The organism is Nodularia sp. LEGE 04288, assembly GCF_963896525.1.
Classification (GTDB): domain Bacteria; phylum Cyanobacteriota; class Cyanobacteriia; order Cyanobacteriales; family Nostocaceae; genus Nodularia.
The window spans coordinates 1-20,030 of sequence record NZ_CAWQOY010000103.1; the positions used below are offsets into that span (position 1 = coordinate 1).

The 20,030-nt window shown below is 41.9% G+C and carries 20 protein-coding genes and 1 CRISPR repeat array; of the genes, 7 read left to right on the forward strand and 13 right to left on the reverse strand.

Features of this window, described 5'->3' with window-relative positions; genetic code table 11:
- The first annotated feature begins 607 nt into the window (after positions 1 to 607).
- Both accD and AACX33_RS10540 read left to right on the forward strand, forming a co-directional pair.
- Complete coding sequence (gene accD, locus AACX33_RS10535) at positions 608 to 1,558, forward strand: acetyl-CoA carboxylase, carboxyltransferase subunit beta (protein ID WP_193998548.1); 951 nt, start codon at positions 608 to 610, stop codon at positions 1,556 to 1,558.
- Positions 1,559 to 1,815: 257 nt separating this feature from the next.
- Positions 1,816 to 3,030 carry an ABC transporter substrate-binding protein gene (locus tag AACX33_RS10540; RefSeq protein WP_193998741.1) on the forward strand — a complete coding sequence of 405 codons (1,215 nt, stop codon included), beginning with the start codon at positions 1,816 to 1,818 and terminating at the stop codon, positions 3,028 to 3,030.
- Positions 3,031 to 3,131: 101 nt separating this feature from the next.
- Here AACX33_RS10540 and AACX33_RS10545 read toward each other — a convergent pair whose 3' ends face one another.
- The 3 genes from AACX33_RS10545 to AACX33_RS10555 all read right to left on the reverse strand — a co-directional run bounded on the left by AACX33_RS10545 (position 3,132) and on the right by AACX33_RS10555 (position 4,413).
- Positions 3,132 to 3,401, reverse strand: coding sequence for a ParE family toxin-like protein (locus AACX33_RS10545; protein ID WP_193998547.1), 270 nt, complete (start codon positions 3,399 to 3,401; stop codon positions 3,132 to 3,134).
- On the reverse strand, positions 3,398 to 3,616 hold the full coding sequence (locus AACX33_RS10550; protein ID WP_193998546.1) for a hypothetical protein: 219 nt from the start codon (positions 3,614 to 3,616) through the stop codon (positions 3,398 to 3,400). The genes AACX33_RS10545 and AACX33_RS10550 overlap by 4 nt, the downstream gene beginning before the upstream one ends.
- Positions 3,617 to 3,768: 152 nt before the next feature.
- Positions 3,769 to 4,413: a Uma2 family endonuclease gene (locus tag AACX33_RS10555; protein ID WP_193998545.1), complete on the reverse strand. Its 645-nt coding sequence runs from the start codon at positions 4,411 to 4,413 to the stop codon at positions 3,769 to 3,771.
- Between the two features lie 61 nt (positions 4,414 to 4,474).
- Positions 4,475 to 5,944: a CRISPR direct-repeat array (repeat unit 37 nt; unit sequence GTTTCAATCCCTGATAGGGATTATTTGTAATTGCAAT).
- A 416-nt stretch (positions 5,945 to 6,360) separates the two neighbouring features.
- Between AACX33_RS10555 and AACX33_RS10560 the strand changes: the two genes are divergently transcribed.
- From AACX33_RS10560 to petE, 5 genes are all read left to right on the forward strand, one after another.
- The gene (locus AACX33_RS10560) at positions 6,361 to 7,272 is read left to right on the forward strand and encodes a carbohydrate ABC transporter permease (RefSeq protein WP_193998544.1); all 912 of its coding nucleotides are present in this window, start codon (positions 6,361 to 6,363) and stop codon (positions 7,270 to 7,272) included.
- Entirely contained in the window at positions 7,269 to 8,105 is an 837-nt protein-coding gene (locus AACX33_RS10565) for a carbohydrate ABC transporter permease (RefSeq protein WP_193998543.1), read from the forward strand. Before AACX33_RS10560 ends, AACX33_RS10565 begins: the two co-directional genes overlap by 4 nt.
- Before the next feature lie 159 nt (positions 8,106 to 8,264).
- Positions 8,265 to 8,576 carry a hypothetical protein gene (locus tag AACX33_RS10570; RefSeq protein WP_227789010.1) on the forward strand — a complete coding sequence of 104 codons (312 nt, stop codon included), beginning with the start codon at positions 8,265 to 8,267 and terminating at the stop codon, positions 8,574 to 8,576.
- Between the two features lie 8 nt (positions 8,577 to 8,584).
- Positions 8,585 to 9,076 carry a photosystem II cytochrome c-550 gene (psbV, locus tag AACX33_RS10575; RefSeq protein ID WP_193998542.1) on the forward strand — a complete coding sequence of 164 codons (492 nt, stop codon included), beginning with the start codon at positions 8,585 to 8,587 and terminating at the stop codon, positions 9,074 to 9,076.
- 443 nt (positions 9,077 to 9,519) lie between these two features.
- Positions 9,520 to 9,939: a plastocyanin gene (gene petE / locus AACX33_RS10580; RefSeq protein ID WP_193998541.1), complete on the forward strand. Its 420-nt coding sequence runs from the start codon at positions 9,520 to 9,522 to the stop codon at positions 9,937 to 9,939.
- 537 nt (positions 9,940 to 10,476) lie between these two features.
- Here the strand turns inward: petE and AACX33_RS10585 are convergent.
- The 10 genes from AACX33_RS10585 to AACX33_RS10630 form a co-directional block, all read right to left on the reverse strand.
- Positions 10,477 to 11,574 carry an ABC transporter substrate-binding protein gene (locus tag AACX33_RS10585; RefSeq protein WP_227789011.1) on the reverse strand — a complete coding sequence of 366 codons (1,098 nt, stop codon included), beginning with the start codon at positions 11,572 to 11,574 and terminating at the stop codon, positions 10,477 to 10,479.
- An 81-nt stretch (positions 11,575 to 11,655) separates the two neighbouring features.
- Positions 11,656 to 14,403: a TonB-dependent siderophore receptor gene (locus AACX33_RS10590; protein WP_227789012.1), complete on the reverse strand. Its 2,748-nt coding sequence runs from the start codon at positions 14,401 to 14,403 to the stop codon at positions 11,656 to 11,658.
- A gap of 126 nt (positions 14,404 to 14,529) precedes the next feature.
- Positions 14,530 to 15,549: a helix-turn-helix transcriptional regulator gene (locus tag AACX33_RS10595; RefSeq protein WP_193998540.1), complete on the reverse strand. Its 1,020-nt coding sequence runs from the start codon at positions 15,547 to 15,549 to the stop codon at positions 14,530 to 14,532.
- A 415-nt stretch (positions 15,550 to 15,964) separates the two neighbouring features.
- Positions 15,965 to 16,627, reverse strand: coding sequence for a Na(+)/H(+) antiporter subunit B (locus AACX33_RS10600; protein WP_193998539.1), 663 nt, complete (start codon positions 16,625 to 16,627; stop codon positions 15,965 to 15,967).
- Positions 16,627 to 17,217 carry a DUF4040 domain-containing protein gene (locus AACX33_RS10605; RefSeq protein WP_193998538.1) on the reverse strand — a complete coding sequence of 197 codons (591 nt, stop codon included), beginning with the start codon at positions 17,215 to 17,217 and terminating at the stop codon, positions 16,627 to 16,629. The genes AACX33_RS10600 and AACX33_RS10605 overlap by 1 nt, the downstream gene beginning before the upstream one ends.
- Positions 17,210 to 17,488 carry a monovalent cation/H(+) antiporter subunit G gene (locus AACX33_RS10610; protein WP_193998537.1) on the reverse strand — a complete coding sequence of 93 codons (279 nt, stop codon included), beginning with the start codon at positions 17,486 to 17,488 and terminating at the stop codon, positions 17,210 to 17,212. Before AACX33_RS10610 ends, AACX33_RS10605 begins: the two co-directional genes overlap by 8 nt.
- Positions 17,485 to 17,736 (reverse strand): hypothetical protein, encoded by a 252-nt coding sequence (locus tag AACX33_RS10615; RefSeq protein ID WP_193998536.1) that lies wholly within the window; start codon positions 17,734 to 17,736, stop codon positions 17,485 to 17,487. The genes AACX33_RS10610 and AACX33_RS10615 overlap by 4 nt, the downstream gene beginning before the upstream one ends.
- Positions 17,733 to 18,122 (reverse strand): Na+/H+ antiporter subunit E, encoded by a 390-nt coding sequence (locus tag AACX33_RS10620; protein ID WP_193998535.1) that lies wholly within the window; start codon positions 18,120 to 18,122, stop codon positions 17,733 to 17,735. Before AACX33_RS10620 ends, AACX33_RS10615 begins: the two co-directional genes overlap by 4 nt.
- Positions 18,119 to 19,546, reverse strand: coding sequence for a cation:proton antiporter (locus tag AACX33_RS10625; protein ID WP_193998534.1), 1,428 nt, complete (start codon positions 19,544 to 19,546; stop codon positions 18,119 to 18,121). Before AACX33_RS10625 ends, AACX33_RS10620 begins: the two co-directional genes overlap by 4 nt.
- Positions 19,543 to 19,878 (reverse strand): NADH-quinone oxidoreductase subunit K, encoded by a 336-nt coding sequence (locus AACX33_RS10630; RefSeq protein ID WP_193998533.1) that lies wholly within the window; start codon positions 19,876 to 19,878, stop codon positions 19,543 to 19,545. The genes AACX33_RS10625 and AACX33_RS10630 overlap by 4 nt, the downstream gene beginning before the upstream one ends.
- Positions 19,879 to 20,030 lie beyond the last annotated feature (152 nt).

Here is a 20,030-nt window from a genome sequence, read left to right on the forward strand (position 1 = left end):
GGGGCAGGGTGCAGGGTGCAGGGGGGAAGATTAGAGGCAGGGGTGCAGGCTTGCCGTGAGCGTAGCCGAATGGGTGCAGGGTACAGGGGGGAAGAAACTTTTCCATCCCATTCCCGACTCCCGACTCCCCCTCTTTGTAGCCGTCATTACCCCATATCCCTTTTACCTTTTGGTAATATCAGCTGGTGACTGGTATCATCTCACAAACTACCAACGGGAATAATTGATTTGGGGCGAGTGGTTTCCGTTGGGTTGACGAAAGAGCATCTGGTTTCGGGGTTGATATTTCCATGACCTTGACTCTGACAATCAGTTTACAAGATTCACACTAGCAAAAGGCTTGTGTTCGCATCAGCATTTTCGTTAAGCTGGCAACCAAAGATGCTTTCATCAGGTCTGAATTGCTTATAAACGTAATTTGAGATGTAGTCAAGAGTCAAAAAGCTAAAATGGGGTGTTACTTGCATTTGTACAAGAGCAAATCTGGAGACTTTGAAAGCGGAGGTCAAGAGTCACAACTAAGTTGCTCTAGACAACTTTTTCACCTGGACATCCCATAGTGGCTTGATATGTTTTCAACCTCATACCCACTTAAAAAAAGATAAAAATGGCAAACAACGAAGAATCACGTGGTTTAAAGTCTCTGTTAGATTGGTTTGCAAATCGACGGAAATCAGGATCTACCAACTTAGAACCCCAAGAACGGGAAATTGCTGATGGGCTATGGCACAAGTGTCCTAAATGTGGCGTATTGTCCTATACAAAAGACCTGAAAGCCAACCAGATGGTCTGTGTTGAATGTGGACATCATAATCGGGTGGATAGCGATGAGCGTATCCGCCAATTGATAGATATCAATACTTGGCAACCAATAGATGAGCATCTGCGCCCAACAGATCCCCTGCAATTTCGCGATCGCAAACTCTATAGCGATCGCCTGCGCGAAATGGAAGATAAACTTGGTTTAGTAGACGCAGTTAAAACTGGATTGGGTCAAATCAACGGTTTACCCATAGCCCTGGGCGTAATGGATTTCCGCTTCATGGGCGGTAGTATGGGTTCAGTCGTCGGAGAAAAACTGACCCGCTTGATTGAGCAAGCCACTCAGCGACGCTATCCTGTAGTTATCATCTGTACCTCTGGTGGGGCGAGAATGCAAGAAGGAATGCTCTCCTTAATGCAGATGGCGAAAATCTCCGCAGCCTTAGAACGCCATCGTCAGGCTAAATTACTCTATATTCCCATTTTGACAAATCCCACCACAGGCGGCGTTACCGCTAGTTTTGCCATGTTGGGAGATATTATCATTGCAGAACCCAAAGCAACCATTGGTTTTGCAGGTCGGCGAGTGATTGAGCAAACCCTGCGCGAAAAACTACCAGAAGATTTTCAAACCGCAGAAGATTTGTTAAAGCATGGTTTTGTAGATGATATTGTATCCCGCACGCAATTAAAGAACACTTTAGCCCAGCTAATTGCTTTGCACCAACCCATACCAACTACACATCCTATGGTGTTGTGGGAAACCATGAGCTTGACTTCTACAGCCGCTGAATAAAAGGCAGCAGGGACTAGTACCGCAAGGCGGAAGTCAAAAGTCAAAAGTCAAAAATCAAAAAGCTTATAATATGGGCTTTTCATGGATTTTGAATGGTCTGTTTATTTCCGCCGACTTGTACTAGGGAGCCGGGAGCCGGGGTGATGAAGAAACTTCTCAATCCCAATCCCCAGTTCCCCATACCCTTATAAGCTAGATGAAAGAGCTTGGCATCTGTTGTGAGCAAAAAAAGCTGGATTAAATTTTTCGGTCTGGTAATGGCGATCGCGATCGCTGTTATAAGTTACCAAAATTTTCAACTACCAAAGCACTCCACCACCGCCGTCACCATCAAACTCAGCGGTTGGGCTGGTAATCCGGTGGAACAAAAATTATTAAGACAGTTATTACAAGACTTTGAAATACAACATCCAAATATCAAGGTGAGATATGAGGTAATTTCTGACCAATACATGGATGTAATCACCACCCGCTTAATCGGTGAAGCTGCGCCAGATGTCTTCTATCTGGAATCATTAGAAGCTCCTTTCTTTATGAGTCAGAATGTCCTGGAACCATTGAATAATTACATTACACCCGAATTTGACATAGAGGACTTTGAACCGAGCTTACTGGAGAATTTTAAATACCAAAATGATATCTATGGTCTGCCTAAAGATTATTCTACCCTGGCGCTGTTTTATAACAAAAAAGCCTTCGCCGCCGCAGGTTTAAGCAGTCCGCCCACAACTTGGGATGAATTACGTACCTACTCCCAGCAGTTGACAGGCAAAGTTAGCAGATACGGCTTGGGATTTACGCCTAAGTTGAGTAATCAAGCTTACAAAATTGCCGCCTTTGGGGGAAAAGTAGTTAACGAAAATGGTGATGCTGCTTTTGCTAGTCCTGAAGGTTTGCGGGGATTGCAGTTAGTGGTAGACCAGTATCAAAAAGACCGCACCTCTGCCCAAGCAACTGATGTCGGCACTAACTCAGGTACGGAAATGTTTGGTCAAAGCCGGGTAGCAATGGTAATTGAAGGTAATTGGGCTATTCCTTATTTGGAGACGACTTTTCCGCAATTGGAATTTGCCACCGCAGAAGTGCCTACTATTAATGACAAAAAAGGTACGATGGTTTTTACTGTTGCCTACGTGATGAATAAGCAATCAGAGCATAAAGCTGAAGCCTGGGAGTTGATTTCTTTTCTTACAGGTAAGGAAGGAATGGCAAAATGGACGGGTACAGGGTTTGCATTGCCTACACGAACATCGGTGGCGGCAAAGTTAGGTTATGATCAGGATACTTTGCGATCGCCTTTAGTCGCTGGGTTGGATGATGCTACAAGCTGGCAGTTAGGTATTTATCCAGGTGCGATCGCTGATAATTTTGATAATCAGTTTATTAGTGCTTTACTTGGGCAACAATCTTTAAATTCAGCTATGGTACGGGCGGAAAATGCAGCTAATCGCCAAATTCGTGCTAGGGAATAAGTTTTTTTTTACCTCACGCAGAGGCGCAGAGGCGCAATTCTCGTTCTAAATCTCACCACCTTGAAAAGGCTAGTCCTAATTGTTTAGAAACTGTTTCGTTACTACATCTGAGATAGTAGCCTTTCATACTCTGTATGTGACCCCACCCAAAACCAAATAACTGTATTTCCCTCTAACTGTCCAACGGCTCGATAGCTTCTGCTGACTCTTGCAGAATAAATAGGTAATTCTGGATGCACTTTTTTGAAACGTAAACTGGGATGGTTTTGGTCTTGTTTAAATTGGCGATATGCTTCGCGGGTTTGCTCTCGCACATTTTCAGGTAAATTACCAAAAGCTTGGCGAAACTGAGAAGTAATAAGAGAATTCACAATGTATCTGGATCTAACTGTTGAGTTTTACCTGCGCGATATTCAGCCATCGCTTGGGCTGCTAGGAGAGCTAGTGCATCTGGAGAACGCTCAAAAGCTTCATCCCATCGCTGTTCATCTTCCAGTTCTTCTAAAATCATCGTAGCCATAGAATTTTGTTGACTGGCTGGTAAGCTTTTGAGTTTGATAATCGCTTGTTCGAGTAATTCTGTCATGGTGAATGATTATCCTGTGTTTTATTAATTTTCTCACAGATTAAAATGTTGTCGGCATCTCAAAACCGCAAAAAATTTTCCGAAATATTGTCAATGCGTAATTCCTGGATTTTTGGGTATTGGTTTTGTTTGCTTAAAATAGAATACTATTCTTATTTTTCTGACTGACTCACTAAGGTTTTGAGTTGTCGCAACATTTGACTTGTTCCCTCATCAATGGCTTTTTGCACCAGATGGGGAATAATTTCTGTGATGGGTAAGTTGGGAAAAGTGGGACTAATAGAAGATTCTAAATATCTGTCACTTTGAAGGATGTAAATTTTTAACTGAGAGTTACTGTATATCCATACTTCGGGAACCCCCAGGGCTGTGTAAGCATCAAGGGTGGTTTTTGAGGTGACATCAGATTCAATGGACAAGTCAGGGGGAGGATAGATACTTAAGTCCATTTGGGTACATCCTTTGACTTGGTGAGCATTTTGGATATAAAAGCAGGTATCTGGTTCAATTCCCGCAATATCTGGACGTTTAAAGGTTGTAGAGCCGAAGTCCTCCCAGTTGCGTCCTTGAATTTCTAAGATTGTGGTGATGATGTAAGCAATAATCCGGTGGGGACGCTCATGTAATGCTAGGGGGGAAATTATTTCTAAAGTTCCTCGGTAGTAAGCAATGCGGGTGTGACGTTTTTCACCTAAGTCCGAGAGAAGTCCCTCAAAGTCGTCCCAGGAGAGGTTATGAATGGCGATGTGGCTACCGGGAGCTAATTCTATGGCTTGAATGGGTATAGTTACTGTCATTCTTTTCTCTGTGTTAGCTGCATTGCTGTTTTTACTTTAAACGCTGTGCGAGAAGTAATAAGTTTCAATCCCTGATAGGGATTATTTGTAATTGCAATTATTGGGTTTAAGTGATTCTGGTGTAACGGTTGTGTTTCTATCCCTGATAGGGATTATTTGTAATTGCAATAGATTGATAAATCTTTTCAGCGTCGCAAGCAGCGTTTCAATCCCTGATAGGGATTATTTTTAATTGCAATGATTTTGGATCTAAGTCGGCGTTTGGGGACAATGTTTCAATCCCTGATAGGGATTCTTTGTAATTGCAATTGCTGGTGCTAACTCTAGATAAATATCATCCAGTTTCAATCCCTGATAGGGATTCTTTGTAATTGCAATCAAATAAGGCAAATAATGAATAAATCAATACAGTGGGGGTTTCAATCCCTGATAGGGATTCTTTGTAATTGCAATGTACAGAGTTGGCATAAGAGCGGGGAGAAGCAAGTTTCAATCCCTGATAGGGATTCTTTGTAATTGCAATTGAAGGATTGATTCCAAAAGCGCCGGAAGTGCCGTTTCAATCCTTGATAGGGATTCTTTGTAATTGCAATGCAGAAATCCTTGCAGCCGACCCGGAAGACTGGGAAGTTTCAATCCCTGATAGGGATTATTTGTAATTGCAATTGGTACTGAAAATTCTTGCTTTGCAGATATTTGTTTCAATCCCTGATAGGGATTATTTGTAATTGCAATTGTTCTGCTATCCATGTGTCTGCTGTAGATGCCACGTTTCAATCCCTGATAGGGATTATTTGTAATTGCAATCATTCTAAGAACACCAAAGGAGATATTCAGTATGGGTTTCAATCCCTGATAGGGATTATTTGTAATTGCAATGTTTTGTTAAACAATCCTGTGATACATATTTGTTAGTTTCAATCCCTGATAGGGATTATTTGTAATTGCAATTTCGTTGGTTTGGTGAAATTAATAGCCTCGGCAATGTTTCAATCCCTGATAGGGATTATTTGTAATTGCAATAAGTCGAAAATGCTGGTGAGAAGTTTAAAGCAGTGAGTTTCAATCCCTGATAGGGATTATTTGTAATTGCAATAAGGAGATATTTTTATTCTTAGGATGCCATTACTGGGTTTCAATCCCTGATAGGGATTATTTGTAATTGCAATCAACACCGAGCTAGCAAAAGTTCTTCAAGGGACGAAGTTTCAATCCCTGATAGGGATTATTTGTAATTGCAATGAGATGTATTTCGTTAGGCATTTTTGAAATGTATGTTTCAATCCCTGATAGGGATTATTTGTAATTGCAATGGACACACCTGCCGAAATCCGGTTTTCCCCTGCAAGTTTCAATCCCTGATAGGGATTATTTGTAATTGCAATCACAGCAGATGGGGCATAGCCTCTCAGTCCATAGCGTTTCAATCCCTGATAGGGATTATTTGTAATTGCAATTTACGGTTTATGATTTCTCTAAGTTTGAGAATCATAAGTTTCAATCCCTGATAGGGATTATTTGTAATTGCAATGGCCTGCATCTGGAAGCATTGATATATTTGGTTTTCAAGGTGCTGTTTCGTCAACCTAAAGTGAATATAGCTTTTCAGCGATTGGGTTGTCAAGATAGAAACTTTAAAAATAGCTCAAAAGCTTTAATAGCAAAGGTTTGGGAGTTTGCGTCAACCTCAATTTAGGTGTGAGAGGGTTCAAAACCAGATGAGATAAGGATTTCAGGCGGAAAATTTTCAATGTTCAAAAAAACACCTACTGGTTGACGCTGAATGAACCAAAAATACCTACTTCCAACCATAGCAAAAACAGCACTTAGATATATTTCTGGGCTTCTGACTCAAGCTACCATCGAAAACTATCTACGAGCGAACTGACTTGTCAGCGCTTGCGCGATCGCCATCACCAGTTTGAGAATAAACTACAGGAAGGTTCAATGGTGCTGCAAAATCGGAGACGGCGAATGAACCCCAGATGGAATATTACCGAAACCTTCGCTGGGTACATATTCATGATGCCCACAATATTGGTTTTGGGGGGTTTTGTCATCCTGCCCATAGTCTACGCCGTTTTTCTCTCCCTGCACAAAGTCCAACTTCTCGGCACTATTGACTACGACTTCATCGGCTTTCGCAACTTTACCCGCTTAGTTGAAGATGAACGTGTCGGAATTGCTTTGAGAAATACAGCCGAATATGTCGCCATCGTTGTTCCAACTCAAACAATTTTAGCTTTATTACTGGCAGTAACCCTTAATTCTGGTATTCGGGGCAGAAACTCATGGCGAATCTTATTCTTTTTACCCACAGTCACATCTTCAGCTGTGCTAACGCTGATATTCATGTGGATTTATAACACCGATGGACTATTAAATAATCTTCTCGCCTTTGTCGGACTACCTACTTATAACTGGTTAGGTGATCCAGCCGTGGCACTCAGGGGAATTATGATGATGAATATTTGGTCAACTGCACCATTTTATATGGTGATCTACTTAGCAGCTTTGCAAGATATCCCTCAAAAACTCTACGAAGCCGCAGAACTGGATGGAGCGAATTGGTGGCAAACGTTTATCTATATTACCATTCCCTTGCTCAAACCCGTCACTTTTTTTGTAGTGGCGATCGGGATAATTGGGACATTTCAACTTTTTGACCAGTCTTATATCTTTTCTGGTGGCACTGGTGGGCCGAACAACGCCACTCTGACTATGGTACTACTAATTTACCAGGCTGTATTTCGGAATTTACAGATGGGATATGCCGCTGCGATCGCCTTTTTGCTGACAGTCATAATTATTGCTGTGACATTGATTCAGCAGCGAATTTTTGGCAGCGAAAGGACATGAATAATATCTCGCGCTTACCTTGGCTGAAATTACTGTTATACCTCGTGCTAACCCTGTATGCAGTCATCACCTTGATTCCTTTCCTTTGGGCGCTTTCAGCATCATTTAAACCGCTCTCAGAGATTATCAGTGGGGAATTAAATTTCTTTCCCCAAAATTTTACGCTTGATAATTACAAACAGATATTTGTGCAAGAACCGCTATTTTGGCGGTGGTTTTTCAACAGTGTCTTCATCGCCGTTAGCGTCACCCTATTAAATTTACTCTTCAATTCAATGGCTGGATACGCTTTAGCCAGGCTGAGTTTTGTCGGCAAACGCTTCTGGTTCTTCTTAATTTTGGCATTGCTAGCAGTACCGACACAAATCACCCTCATTCCCACATTCTTGATTTTGAAAGCCATTGGCTGGCTAAATTCCTACCAAGGCATGATTGTTCCTGGTATGGTTAACGCCACCTTCATTTTTATGATGCGGCAGTTTTTTGTAAATTTTCCTAAAGAATTAGAAGAAGCCGGTCAACTAGATGGTTTAAATACCTGGGGAATTTTTCGGCATATTGTCTTACCTCTAGCAAAACCTGCACTCGCAGCACAAGCGGTTTTTGTCTTCATGAGTAGTTGGAATAATTTTTTACTCCCTATCGTCATCCTCTTTGACCCAGAGATGTTTACCCTACCCTTGGGGCTGAATAGCTTTAAAGGTCAATATATCAGCTATTGGAACTACATTATGGCTGCTTCGATGATGTTTACCCTTCCAGCTTTAGGGATTTATGCCTTTTTTAACCGCTACTTTATTCAAGGTGCCACATTCACAGGAGGAAAAGGTTGAATGTTCAGCTTTTTATATTAAATAATATTAAGTCTATATTGACTTACTAGCCGTTGATCCCCACCTCAACCGTCACCAGATTTTGGGCGACAAATTGCACTCCTAACATGATATTGGTATTACAGTGACTCAATCTCTATCTGTCAGTTAATCACTATTATGGGTTTTGCAAACCTACTGAGCGCAGAGATAGCAGCAGACTACAGTATTCCTGTGGAAAGAGTGTTCTCTCGGTGTAACCAACTGAAAATTGCCAAAAAACGCCAAAAGACCGATTTGGCAAAAATGCAAAGGCAATTATTTCCCACATATTGTCGGAAACATACCCAAAGGTCACTAGGAACTCAAAGAATGAGACCTAAGTCACGTCAAGGGCTATTTCAGACTTTAGCTAATGGCAAAAAGCAAGTCATTAGCAACATGGAGATTGAGCATCGCTTTATTAGCTGTGTTGAGCGTCAAAAATTTTAAGGGGAATCATGTTTAGAAGACTATTTGGCGTTGTTGTTGCTACCATTTTGCTGACATTTCAGTTGGTTGTCGGTAGCGCTACAGCCGTAGAACTGGACGAAGCAATCAGAACAGTGCCATTAAATGATCAGGGTGATACCGTTGTACTCAGCCTTAAACAAGTCAAAGAAGGTAAACGCTTATTTCAATATGCTTGCGCCCAGTGTCATGCTGGCGGAGTTACCAAGACTAACCAAAACGTGGGACTAGAACCAGAAACTCTGGCACTGGCAACACCAAACCGGAATAATATTGAAGGATTGGTGGACTACATGAAAAATCCTACTACCTATGACGGGGAAGAGGAAATTTCTGAGTTACACCCCAGCCTCAAGAGTGCAGATATTTTCACGGAAATGAGAGTTTTCACAGAAGATGACTTAGTAGCCACTGCTGGTCATATTTTATTACAACCAAAAGTAGTTGGCGACAAGTGGGGCGGCGGTAAAATTTACTACTAAACTCCTCACAGATAGCTAATTCCTGGGTACTGAGTATAGATCAGTGGATGGACACCAAAAAATAAATTACCCAAAAATTGTAGGGTGGGAAAGCGATCGCGTAACCCACTATTATCCTTAAGTTTATGGTGGGTTACTACAAATTAATTGGGGATTTTATGCCTTGGAACTCCCTCACCTCTTGATTACTCAGGACTCAGGACTCTGAGGTTTGACTTATCTGTAGAATCAATCCAAAATCCAAAATCCAAAATCCAAAATAGTTTGACCCATAAACTTTTGGGTGTAATGCAGCCTAAGATGATCGCCAATTGCACCAGATTTCTTCATGATTTAGGCTCAATTGTAAAAAAAAAATTTTATCTACGACAGATTGTCATATTTTGGCGTTGATTTTATTTAAAATGGGAGAGGGAAATAAAAACTATAGTTAGGAGAAAGCCATGAAATTGTTTGCTGCAAGCTGGCGACGTTTGACTCTATCGGTGTTGACAGTTATTTTAGTTGTTAGCAGCTTTGTCATTTTCACACCCAGCGCTTCAGCTGAAACCTTCCAGGTCAAACTGGGTAGTGACAAAGGAATGCTAGCATTTGAGCCTAAAAAGTTGACAGTTAAACCAGGTGACACAATTGAGTGGGTGAACAACAAAGTTCCTCCCCATAACGTTGTGTTTGATGCGGCGCTAAACCCCGCTAAGAGTGCTGATTTGGCAAAAAGTCTGTCTCACAAGCAATTGCTGATGAGTCCTGGTCAAACCCAAACCACAACCATTCCCGCAGACGCACCTGCTGGTGAATACACCTTCTATTGCGAACCTCACCGTGGTGCTGGTATGGTTGGCAAATTAGTTGTCGAAGGTTAGAAGTTGGTTTTTTAAGTTTTTCAGCATAATTCGCGAAAACTAGCAAGCCATACCCATCAAGGGGATGCCTGAATAGCGGTAATGAGTCTTATTCCTGCCGAGAACATTTAAAGTGTCTGGCGATAGAGAAATAAACTTGTTACCGCTAATTTTGCTCAAAAATTAATCTACTGGAAAATCTGATCAAACTTCCGTTTAGTTGTTTCTGCGATCGCCTGTTTAGCTGTTCTTCTCGATTTAGTCCTTGTGCGATCGCTTGCATCGCAGTACTGTCAAGTCGCTTCTCTACGAGACGCTACGCGAACGCTCCAATTCAAAAAAGGTCAGTGGGTTGATCTGGATGACAACACAGCCATGATTGCACGCCTATCAACATCCCACTGCTTAAATTTCTACTTGATTATCTGGGAATTGTTTCGTGCATAAAGTGTTGATTTGAACAAGTAAATTGTAGTGTAGCAAGGTTCATCTTCTGGTTGTTGCTCAGATGAACGTTGGCAGGATTTACGAACTAATCAGGTGTGTTTAGACGTGATTTTAAGGGTTATTCACTAAATATTTAAATAAGTCATCAATGACAGTATCGGCAGCTAGTAGATTTCTTGATGATTCCCAGTTAGTAGATTCAACAAAATAAATATGATTTTGTTGAAATGCTTTCAGCTTTTTCCACAGCGGCTTTTTATTGAGAATACTTAAGTTGTGTTTACCATCATGGTCTGCAATAAACATCACATCGCCATCAGCCATTTCTAAAGTTTCTTCAGAGAGACTAAAAGACCCATTTGAGGAAATTTTTTGTGATTCTGGACGATTTAATCCAACATCACTCAATATAGAACCAATAAATGAATTTTCTCCCACACTGTAAATCGTACCAGCATTAAATACGATGACAGAAATTGTTTTATTCTTATAGCGATTGCCTATTGCGCTTTTTAGTTGTTCAATGCGCTGATAGTAATGTTGCCAAAGTTGCTGACCAATATCTTCTCTGCCTAGTACTTTCGCTATAAAATTAAAATACTCTTTCCAATTATCTGGATGGTTTATATTAACTACCCAGTCGTATAAAGTTGTTGGTGCAATATAAGACAGTTGAGAATAGGTTGATTGCTGGTTATGTTTCCAGCCAATAATAACATCAGGCTTAAGCAAGGCAATACTTTCTAAGTTAGGCTCTCCCCAAGTACCTAAAAACTTGATTCCCTCAATTTTGTCTTGAAGATAAGGCGGCAACTGATTAATTTCTTCAGTAGCACTTCCGGTAGGTTGAATGCCAAGCGCGATCGCATTGCCCAAGGCAGCAGGGTTTAAAGTTACAATCCGTTTTGGATGATTAGGAACGCAAATTTCTCCCATTGCATGGTGTACAATTCGACAGTTTTTCGTTGTTTGCCTTTTCTCTAGCTGCGGTATGTTGTTGTTACAGGCTGCGATCGCTAAAACCAAAACTATTGTCAGAAAGAATGGTAAAAATTTGTAATTACTCAAAATCTGCCGAGGTTGCCATAAGATCCGCAAGCTAGAAAAAACAGTCTTGACAACCCAAACAAACTTAGCAAAAGTCAAAAGGCAAACAGCTTTAAGACCAAGTAACAACCGCATAATTGTACTAATGGCTTTCTTTGTCATTGTGGAATATTTTTCTTTAACTAATATTTGGCAGGTTGTTCAGAAGACTGATATTATATTCAGGCTCTACAGAAGAGAGAGTTAAAATTCCCAGCTAATGGAGCCGATAATTGTAAAAGGCGCACCTCTTCGTAAGAATGTTCTGCCATCGTCAGAGGTTCTAATATAGTCTGTATCAAATAGATTACGGATATTGATACCAGCTTTAAAACCATCTCTACGGTAGTAAATTGCCGCATCAGTACGCAAGTAATCGGGTATTTCAAAGGAGTTAGCGGAATCTCCCGATCGCGTACCCACATAAAACAGCCCCAGTCCAAATCCCAAACCCTTCAAATCGCTATTCTGAAACTCATAGGTTGTCCAGAGACTAGCTTGATTTTCTGGCACACTCACCAATCGATTGCCTACAGGAATATCGTTATCTTCAGTTACTTCTGCATTAGTGTAAGCATAGGAAGCGATCGCTTTCCAACCGGGTAAAATCTCCCCCGCAACATCTAACTCAATCCCTCGACTTCTTTGTTCCCCTACCTGAATTAAGTAATCAAGCGCAGCTCTTTCAGGATCAGGATCGGGGGTGAGAATATTTGACTTGGTGATCTGATAGGCTGCCAGTGTTGTCGAAAGTCTACCTTCTAGAAAATCAGCTTTAATACCTACTTCATATTGTCTTCCTTTTGTAGGCTCAAATATTTCACCATCAGGGTTGATTCCCGTTTCAGGGACGAAAGATTGACTGTAGCTGGTGTAGAGAGAAACAGATTTGCTAGGCTGATACACTAACCCGATTCGGGGGCTGAAAGCACTACTATCAGGGTTTTGTGTCGTATTATCTGTAATGTTATCTGTATTATCGCTGGAAATCCAATCGAAGCGCCCACCAATCAATAGCTTCAGATGATCTAGAAAGCTAATCTGATCCTGAAGGTAAATCCCGTAGGTTTGAAAACGTTCGGTAGAACTAGAACGTGGGCCATAGTCGAAGCTGGGAATATTATAGTTGGGATTGAAAATATCTAGATTAGGAACATTCCTTTGAACTACCCTTGCAAAAGTATCAATATTATGATTGAAATCAAAACCCATCAATATTTGGTGAGAAATTGATCCCGTATTAAACTTTCCTAGCAAGTCTATCTGTCCAAAATAGTTGTCTTGGGTAAATTCACGATCTTGAGCAAATTGCCGTAAAAACTGATCATTCATTACCCCTGTTGCTAAAGTATATTCTTCAGCATTTTTACTAGTAACCACAGAAAAGTTATTACGAATTTGCCAGTTATCACTAAATTCGTGACTCAATGTGTAACCCAACTTTTGGGTAGTATTATCTACGTAAGCATCGTTAGGATATGCCTGATAGAAGTTTCGAGGCAGAAACGTATTATTGCTAAGAATGGAAGTATACTGTTCAAAAGTTCCTTTGAAGTTAATATACTCATAATATAGAGTCAAGTCCGTTCTATCACCCAATTCCCAAGCGATTGTTGGTGCGATCGTAGTCAGATTTGTATTGACAAAATCTTGAAAACCATCTGAACTTTGATAGCTAGCATTGAAGCGATAAAGCAAAGTTTTATCGGCGTTTAAAGGGCCAGAGAAATCAATACTAGGCTGATAAGATGCCCTGTTCCCTACCTCAAATCCCAGCTGATAATAGGGTTCACTCAAGGGTTGTTTAGTGACGACGTTGATGATTCCACCAGGTTCTACAGCCCCAAACAAAACTGAAGCAGGCCCTTTCAAAACTTCCACTCGCTCAATCGTCCCCACTCCTGTCAAGCCATAAGAATTTACATCTCGATAGCCATTTCGGAAACTTCCACCCTGTTCAAATCCTCTGATAATGAAGTCTTGTGCAGGCGAACCGTTGTAGTCAGCACCGTCAACCACGCCACTAACCGTTTCTACTGCCTCAGCTAGACTTCTCACGTTGCGATCTTCCAGCACTTCTCGCGGCACTACCTGAATAGATTGGGGAATATCGCGCAAAGGTGTATCTGTCTTTGTTGCAGTCGCCGCATCCTGTACGCGATACCCATCCTGTTGTCCCGTTACTACTAACTCAATCGGTTCATCCTGTTGTGCTGCTGGTTGCTCTTGGGGTGTCTCACTTGTCGGCTGTTCTTGATCTGGTGGCGTTTGTGGTGGCTGCGTGGCTACTTCCGCAGATGCAACAGCAAAAATCAACCCGACATGATCATCAAATAGCTCAACTGTTGGTAAAGTTTTTTCACCGATTACCGTCACCCGCACAGTATTGGCATCAAAATTCGTAACTGTTATTTCAGTAATTCCCGCAACAGGTTTTTCGGAGCGGAATGTAATCCCATCGCCATTGGCTAAACGCAATTGAGCATTGGGAATATCAGCAATAAAATTATTCTCAGCACTGCGATTAGTGATTTGTAGCTGTTCCCCTTGTGTGGTTTGTAAAATCACCTCCACACCTTTCTCTGTGGGATTTGCTTGCACCCCCGTCACCTGTATTACCTCAGAAGATGCTGGCGACTGTACAAGTAATTCTGCACTCTGGGAAACCTGCGAAATCTCATTCAGTTGAAGAATCGTTCTGTTTAATTTCTCTGACTTTGCTCTTTGCAAAGAACTTGCAACTTGAGACGGAAAATATCGGTGCTTCCTGTGACTGGAAGTCAATCTTGGAGATTTACTATTTCTCACTCCCAGGGTGTCCTTGAATGTAGATTCTCCTACCCTCGCCGTAGAAGATTCACCTTGATTTACCTCACTTCTAGCAGGAGTGCTAATCAACACCACAACTGCACCCGTCAGCAACAGACTTTGAAACAATTTATCTAACTTCATTTTTTTACCTACACTCCCTGACACCACTTGGCAGTATTAAGAAATCTTCCTAACTAAACTAGCAGCTCATGTATGATATGGGATGCGGATTTTGATTTTGAACGGTAGACGGATTTTTTTTGAACGCTAGACGGATTTTTGCTGATGCTGAAAGTATTGTTTCGGATTTAAGCCGAACTTTTTGCGGAATGCAGAGGCAAAATAACTGCGACTGTCAAAACCAACCCTAAATGCCACTTCTTCAACCTTCATTTCTCCTAATACTAAAAGTTGTTTGGCTTTTTCTAGTCGATAGTCGTGCAAATATTTAAATGCAGATGTGCCGAAAACTTCACGAAAACCACGTTTCAATTTGAAATCATTTAACCCTACTTGCCGTGCTAACTCCATCAGGCTGGGTGGATTTTCTAGATTACCTAATAAAATTTCCTTGGCTTGGTAAATTTTGTCTACATCCCTCAAATCCTTGACTGGTGAGCGATAATTATGAATATCCTCCTCATGGAATTGCTGACAATGAAGGGTAATCAATTCCACAGCCTTACTTTCCAGATACATCTGCTTCAGATAGCCTTGATAGGGACACTGGAGAATATGAGATAATATAACCCACATTTCCTGTGTGATTTCTCCTTGCTGGTAATAAGGCTGTAATTTATCGCCCATTAAGGCTTGACGCAGAGAAATTGGGATGTGTTCTAAGTCTTCATAGCCAAAACTTGAGAAAAATTCCTGCGGTTCGATTTCCAGATAAATGCGGGAAAATTTCTCTCCGGCTTTCCAGTATTCAGTTTCTTTGATATCGCAGTTACATTCTGAATAATATCTGCCTATTGATTCGTCAGTCTTATCTGTTAAACCGTGGCGTTCAATTCTCACTTTTCCTGAGAGAAAAAAACTCAACCCAAATTGAGATTCATCGAAACTATCTCTCATCCACACCAGGTCATCAGTAAACTCTTGTTCGTGTATCCAAATAGATAATCCATTGCGTAACTTTGTCCAGCAGTGATACATATTACAGACATCTAGAATCTTTCCTTGGCGGATAGTTTCAACTCCCTTTGATTGAATGGAAAGTATACCCTTTTGCTCGCTTTCTGCCTTTAGTTCTTGCCAGTTTGTATCTGTAAGAATTTTTGTCATGGTTTAATAATAATTGCTGTCATTATCAAGTTGATATATGTTTTGGGTTAAGGCACTGCTTGGAAGTTACCCGAAAGGCAAAACTATACTGGTAAACATTAAATATGCGTTTTCTAGAAACCTTGTAGAGAAGTTACATGGAACGTCTCTACATTCTTTTCCGGATTAGCTCTCTAATCAGTTATTTAAATAAGAAATATTCTTAATTATTGCATAAAAAGGACTGTATGAAAAGTAACCATGTATCAAGTTACTTGTTCTCATTCTTTTGACTGTGATCACGAACAGTCTATCTAGTTAAATATAATATTTGCTTAATAAGTATAAAATTTAACTGTAATTAGGGGAAGAAAAAAGGCGATCGCGCTCCCCCAAGAGTAGGCGTAACAGCTTAGATATCGCCTTTCACTTAACCTCACAACAATCCGCGATAGTGAATAAAAACTAACATCACCGACCACGACCCCAACGCCACTTTAACTGCAACTAAGATATTCAGCAAAGGTATCACTCCGCCACTGACAAGTGCGCCCAACTCTCCGTGGGGTAACTCAAATCCTGCCAGAGTTATCACCGCCAGGACAATGAAAACCAGCACCGAAACCTTTTCCCATCTAGCGGCATTCCAGCGCGTGTAAATCGCCTGCATCCACTCCGATGATGAGGTAATCGCAATCAGTCCGATGGCCGTACCACCCGCCACCCCAGCAGCAAAACCACCGCCCGGACTCAAATGACCCCTAATCGCCAGTTCAATCCCCACCAATGAGCAAATAGTCGCTCCCAGACGCGCCAAAATAATTGATGGTTCATCTGTAAACTGATAAATAGTGCAGAACGGTCTTTCATCAGCCAGCAGAAAACGCGCACCCATGACTGCGATTGTAAATACTACAACTTCAAAGATAGTGTCATACAGCCGATTCCTGAGAATGATAGCTGTAACTGCATTGGGTACTCCACTATCTTGTACAACTGATTTGACGATAGAGATATCCGATAACTCCTGTGTCTGATTGGGCATAACCAGGAAGATCATGTAAAGCGCTATCCCTGCGGCAATGTAGACCCATTTCATTAATGCTTCTCCCCTGAATCTGGTGTATTTACATAAGTAATGATTGTTGCAGGTGACAAAAGTTCAGACTCCATGATGTCATATAACCGTTGAACTCTAGTCGCAGTATGATAGATTTGCCTTTCGTCCCCAGATAGGGAGCTATTTTGATCACTCCTGGCACAAGTCGCATGAACTTCTTTATTTATAAGTGCTTGCTGCAAAGCCTGGATATTCATGTATGGCACTACCTCAAGACGCAGATAGTATTTGCTAAAAATTCGGCGTAAGTCTTCCAGCAGTTGCCCAAAATGACCTTCAGATTTCAATTCGGCATCTGCCTCCTGTGACTCGTATTCCAGGACACCCAGACGCATCACTAAGGAAGAACGAACGGCGATCGCATACAGCGTAATCCCCAGCAAAGTCCCCATTAATGCTTGAGTCAAAGCCACATCCGCCGCCCCCAAAACGGCAAATACCAATGTCGCTACAGCTCCCAGTATTCCCTGAACTACCAGGGCATTGTATGGATTGACCTGAATTACCAGCATTAACGCAGATAACGGCAACAACGCGGTGATTATATACACATAACTATTATCATTCATGGCGATCATTGGGACTAGAACAATATGCCAAAACATAACCCAGCACTGTATTCCAGATAGCCAAAGAGATGATGCCCAGAAGGAGTAGCGGCCATTCACTGGGTATCTTCAGGAGTAGCCCGATAATGATACTCATCGATCCGAGGGTATCTGCAACTGAAAGACTATGCAACTTGAATAATACCGAACGATTACCGAGTAGGGGAAAAGTTCCCCAAAACCAGAAGAAGATTCCTAAGCATAAGCAGGTATAACTAAACAGGTCGATCATAAATCGTTCATTCGCTTAAGTAGATGTGCCAATAACATTAATCCGGCATTACCCACACTGAGAATAATTATCCCCACAACACCAATCATCCAATCATCCCGTAACACGGATACCATCAGGATCATAATTGACGTTTTGGTGGCAATACTGGCAAATGCCAACATTTTTTGCCAAATATCATCATCTTGCCAAGCTTCATACATGGGTATGAGCAACGCTAGAATCATGGCAATCATTACCACATTCATGACTTTTTCCTCCGTCTCACCCGGTGTACTTCGTACAAGCCCTTTTCGTGGTATTTCAAGACAATGGTTTTGGGCGTAAAGGTAATCAAGAATATATCCAGGAATATCAGTCCCGGCGTGCGTTGAGGTTTGACTCGTTCCATGATCACATCTTCGTGGTTATGGGGACGGAAAATGATTTCAAATGCCTCAATATAGGCCTGGGGAATCGCCACTAAAACCTCACCCAGCACACGTAACCAATCCCTTAAGGCTTCCGGGACTTTTTGACGACCCGGTAATAGGAGTGCGACGCTGACACCAATGATGATATTAGGCAGACTCACATCAGAGGTGAGCAGAAACCAAATAGTTAGTCGTAATATCAGATTCAGATGCCCAATCATGCTAATACCATCCCGAATAGCAAAAGCAACATCAAACTCATCACCCCGATCAGATGCTCAAATTGCTCAAGGACACGGGGTAGCTTGATTACGGAACGTTTAAAAATCACAAAGTAAGCCAACCATCCCATGCCGATGGTTGCGAGGGGTTTGATGAGATTTGTAACGGTATACGCCTCGTAATACACAACATTGGCCAGAATCAGCCCACCAAGTAACAAGACCACTGCTGCCCAGAAACCTCGCTGTACATCCGCTTTTCCCCCGCGTGGGAGAAATATGAATTTGGCAAACGATATTGCTGTTCCGAGGGCTGCAACATTCATGGCGATCACTTGCCAAGGCAGCAGATTCTTCGTCGTCAACACCTTCGCCCCAAAGCCGGATAACAAGGGAAAGCCGGATATCGAGAAGCTGGCTATGACCAAGGCAATCCATAGCGGGGTATGGATCGGCTGATGTTGCAATTCCTTCAGGTTTCGACTCGGTAAGACACCTGCTATTAAAAAGAGCGCGGATTTTACCAGACCATGCGTCAGGGCATAAAAACCACCGACGCTAGGTGCGGCGAGGATAAAGCCTAATTGCGAAACCGTGTGAAACGCCAGCATCCGCTTGGTATCCTTTTCAAAGACTGCATAGAATACGCCCAGAAGTGCTGTCCCAACTCCAAAAATCCTGACGATTGGATCAATTTCAGGCACCATCAAAGCACAGCGCACCAGGGGAAAAACGCCAGTTTTAACCACAACTCCTGATAGCAAAGCCGAAACTGGGGTTTCTGATTCGGAGTGCGTCAATGGTAACCACAAGCCGGATACAAATATTCCCCCTTTTGTCAAGAGTCCTAGAAAGATTAAGGCGATCGCCTCTTTCGGTGCGCCACGCAAAGCTGCAAAAGCAAAGGAATGATTCGCCTGATAGACCAACACCGCCCCCACCAGATAAAACAGCATTGCCGTATTACTGACAAACATATAGCGCAAGGCCACCCAAATCGACCGATTGGTTCGGGAATAGGCAATCAAGAGAAACGCCGCAATCCCAATTACCTCTAACGCCACATATAAACTAATGAAATCCGCAGAGGCAAAAGCGGCATTGACGCTGCCATGCAAAATAATAATCTGCGTATAAAAGAAAGCCGACTTATCAGTGTGCCAACAGTAGAGAATGACCGCAGCAGTGACCAGCGCATTTGTCAATATAAAGTAGCCAGTTAATTGATCAACTACTAAGGTGACACCGAAATTATCCAGTAAATTTAGTGTTAACTGGGACTGATTTAAAAATAGCGACAACGCATATCCACCCGAAACCACAGCTACACTCAGGGCGAGGTATCGGTCAAGCTTGGGAAGCAGATAAATAACGAATCCCAAAAACAACGGTAATGCGATCCATGCAATAGTAATGTTATTCATGGCGTGTTATTTTTCTCAATCTCATTGCTTTCCAAAGTTGGATTATCCCGTGCTAGCTTCATCACACCCACCAGCATTATGGCCTGAATCGAAAATCCAATCACAATTGCCGTCAATATCACCGCTTGGGGAACCGGGTCAGCATAAGCGCGATTTTCGCTGTTGACAATAATGGGGGTAAAAAAGCCATTTCGTGATGCAATCAGCACATAATAGGCGATCACACCCGTACTCATCACATCCATAGAGATGATCTTCATCACCAGATTTTTTTTCAGGATAATGCCGAAAAAGCCACACAATATTGTTGCGAATATACACGCTTCTAACACGGAAATTGCCTGTTGGGTAGTGGGATAAAATTAGTTATTACGGCACGTATTACAGCATATTTCATTTGGGTGAAGTACACTGGGGAGGGCATCTTTGCCCTCCCCCACAAGAGTTTCAACATCAGAATTTGTACTTCAATTACCTACAACCT

Coding starts and splice junctions, on each gene's coding strand:
- accD (WP_193998548.1), top strand. CDS start 608: ATGGCAAACAACGAAGAATCACGTGGTTTAAAGTCTCTGTTAGATTGG.
- AACX33_RS10540 (WP_193998741.1), top strand. CDS start 1,816: ATGGCGATCGCGATCGCTGTTATAAGTTACCAAAATTTTCAACTACCA.
- AACX33_RS10550 (WP_193998546.1), bottom strand. CDS start 3,616: ATGACAGAATTACTCGAACAAGCGATTATCAAACTCAAAAGCTTACCA.
- AACX33_RS10555 (WP_193998545.1), bottom strand. CDS start 4,413: ATGACAGTAACTATACCCATTCAAGCCATAGAATTAGCTCCCGGTAGC.
- AACX33_RS10560 (WP_193998544.1), top strand. CDS start 6,361: ATGGTGCTGCAAAATCGGAGACGGCGAATGAACCCCAGATGGAATATT.
- AACX33_RS10565 (WP_193998543.1), top strand. CDS start 7,269: ATGAATAATATCTCGCGCTTACCTTGGCTGAAATTACTGTTATACCTC.
- AACX33_RS10570 (WP_227789010.1), top strand. CDS start 8,265: ATGGGTTTTGCAAACCTACTGAGCGCAGAGATAGCAGCAGACTACAGT.
- psbV (WP_193998542.1), top strand. CDS start 8,585: ATGTTTAGAAGACTATTTGGCGTTGTTGTTGCTACCATTTTGCTGACA.
- petE (WP_193998541.1), top strand. CDS start 9,520: ATGAAATTGTTTGCTGCAAGCTGGCGACGTTTGACTCTATCGGTGTTG.
- AACX33_RS10585 (WP_227789011.1), bottom strand. CDS start 11,574: ATGACAAAGAAAGCCATTAGTACAATTATGCGGTTGTTACTTGGTCTT.
- AACX33_RS10590 (WP_227789012.1), bottom strand. CDS start 14,403: ATGAAGTTAGATAAATTGTTTCAAAGTCTGTTGCTGACGGGTGCAGTT.
- AACX33_RS10595 (WP_193998540.1), bottom strand. CDS start 15,549: ATGACAAAAATTCTTACAGATACAAACTGGCAAGAACTAAAGGCAGAA.
- AACX33_RS10600 (WP_193998539.1), bottom strand. CDS start 16,627: ATGAAATGGGTCTACATTGCCGCAGGGATAGCGCTTTACATGATCTTC.
- AACX33_RS10605 (WP_193998538.1), bottom strand. CDS start 17,217: ATGAATGATAATAGTTATGTGTATATAATCACCGCGTTGTTGCCGTTA.
- AACX33_RS10610 (WP_193998537.1), bottom strand. CDS start 17,488: ATGATCGACCTGTTTAGTTATACCTGCTTATGCTTAGGAATCTTCTTC.
- AACX33_RS10615 (WP_193998536.1), bottom strand. CDS start 17,736: ATGAATGTGGTAATGATTGCCATGATTCTAGCGTTGCTCATACCCATG.
- AACX33_RS10620 (WP_193998535.1), bottom strand. CDS start 18,122: ATGATTGGGCATCTGAATCTGATATTACGACTAACTATTTGGTTTCTG.
- AACX33_RS10625 (WP_193998534.1), bottom strand. CDS start 19,546: ATGAATAACATTACTATTGCATGGATCGCATTACCGTTGTTTTTGGGA.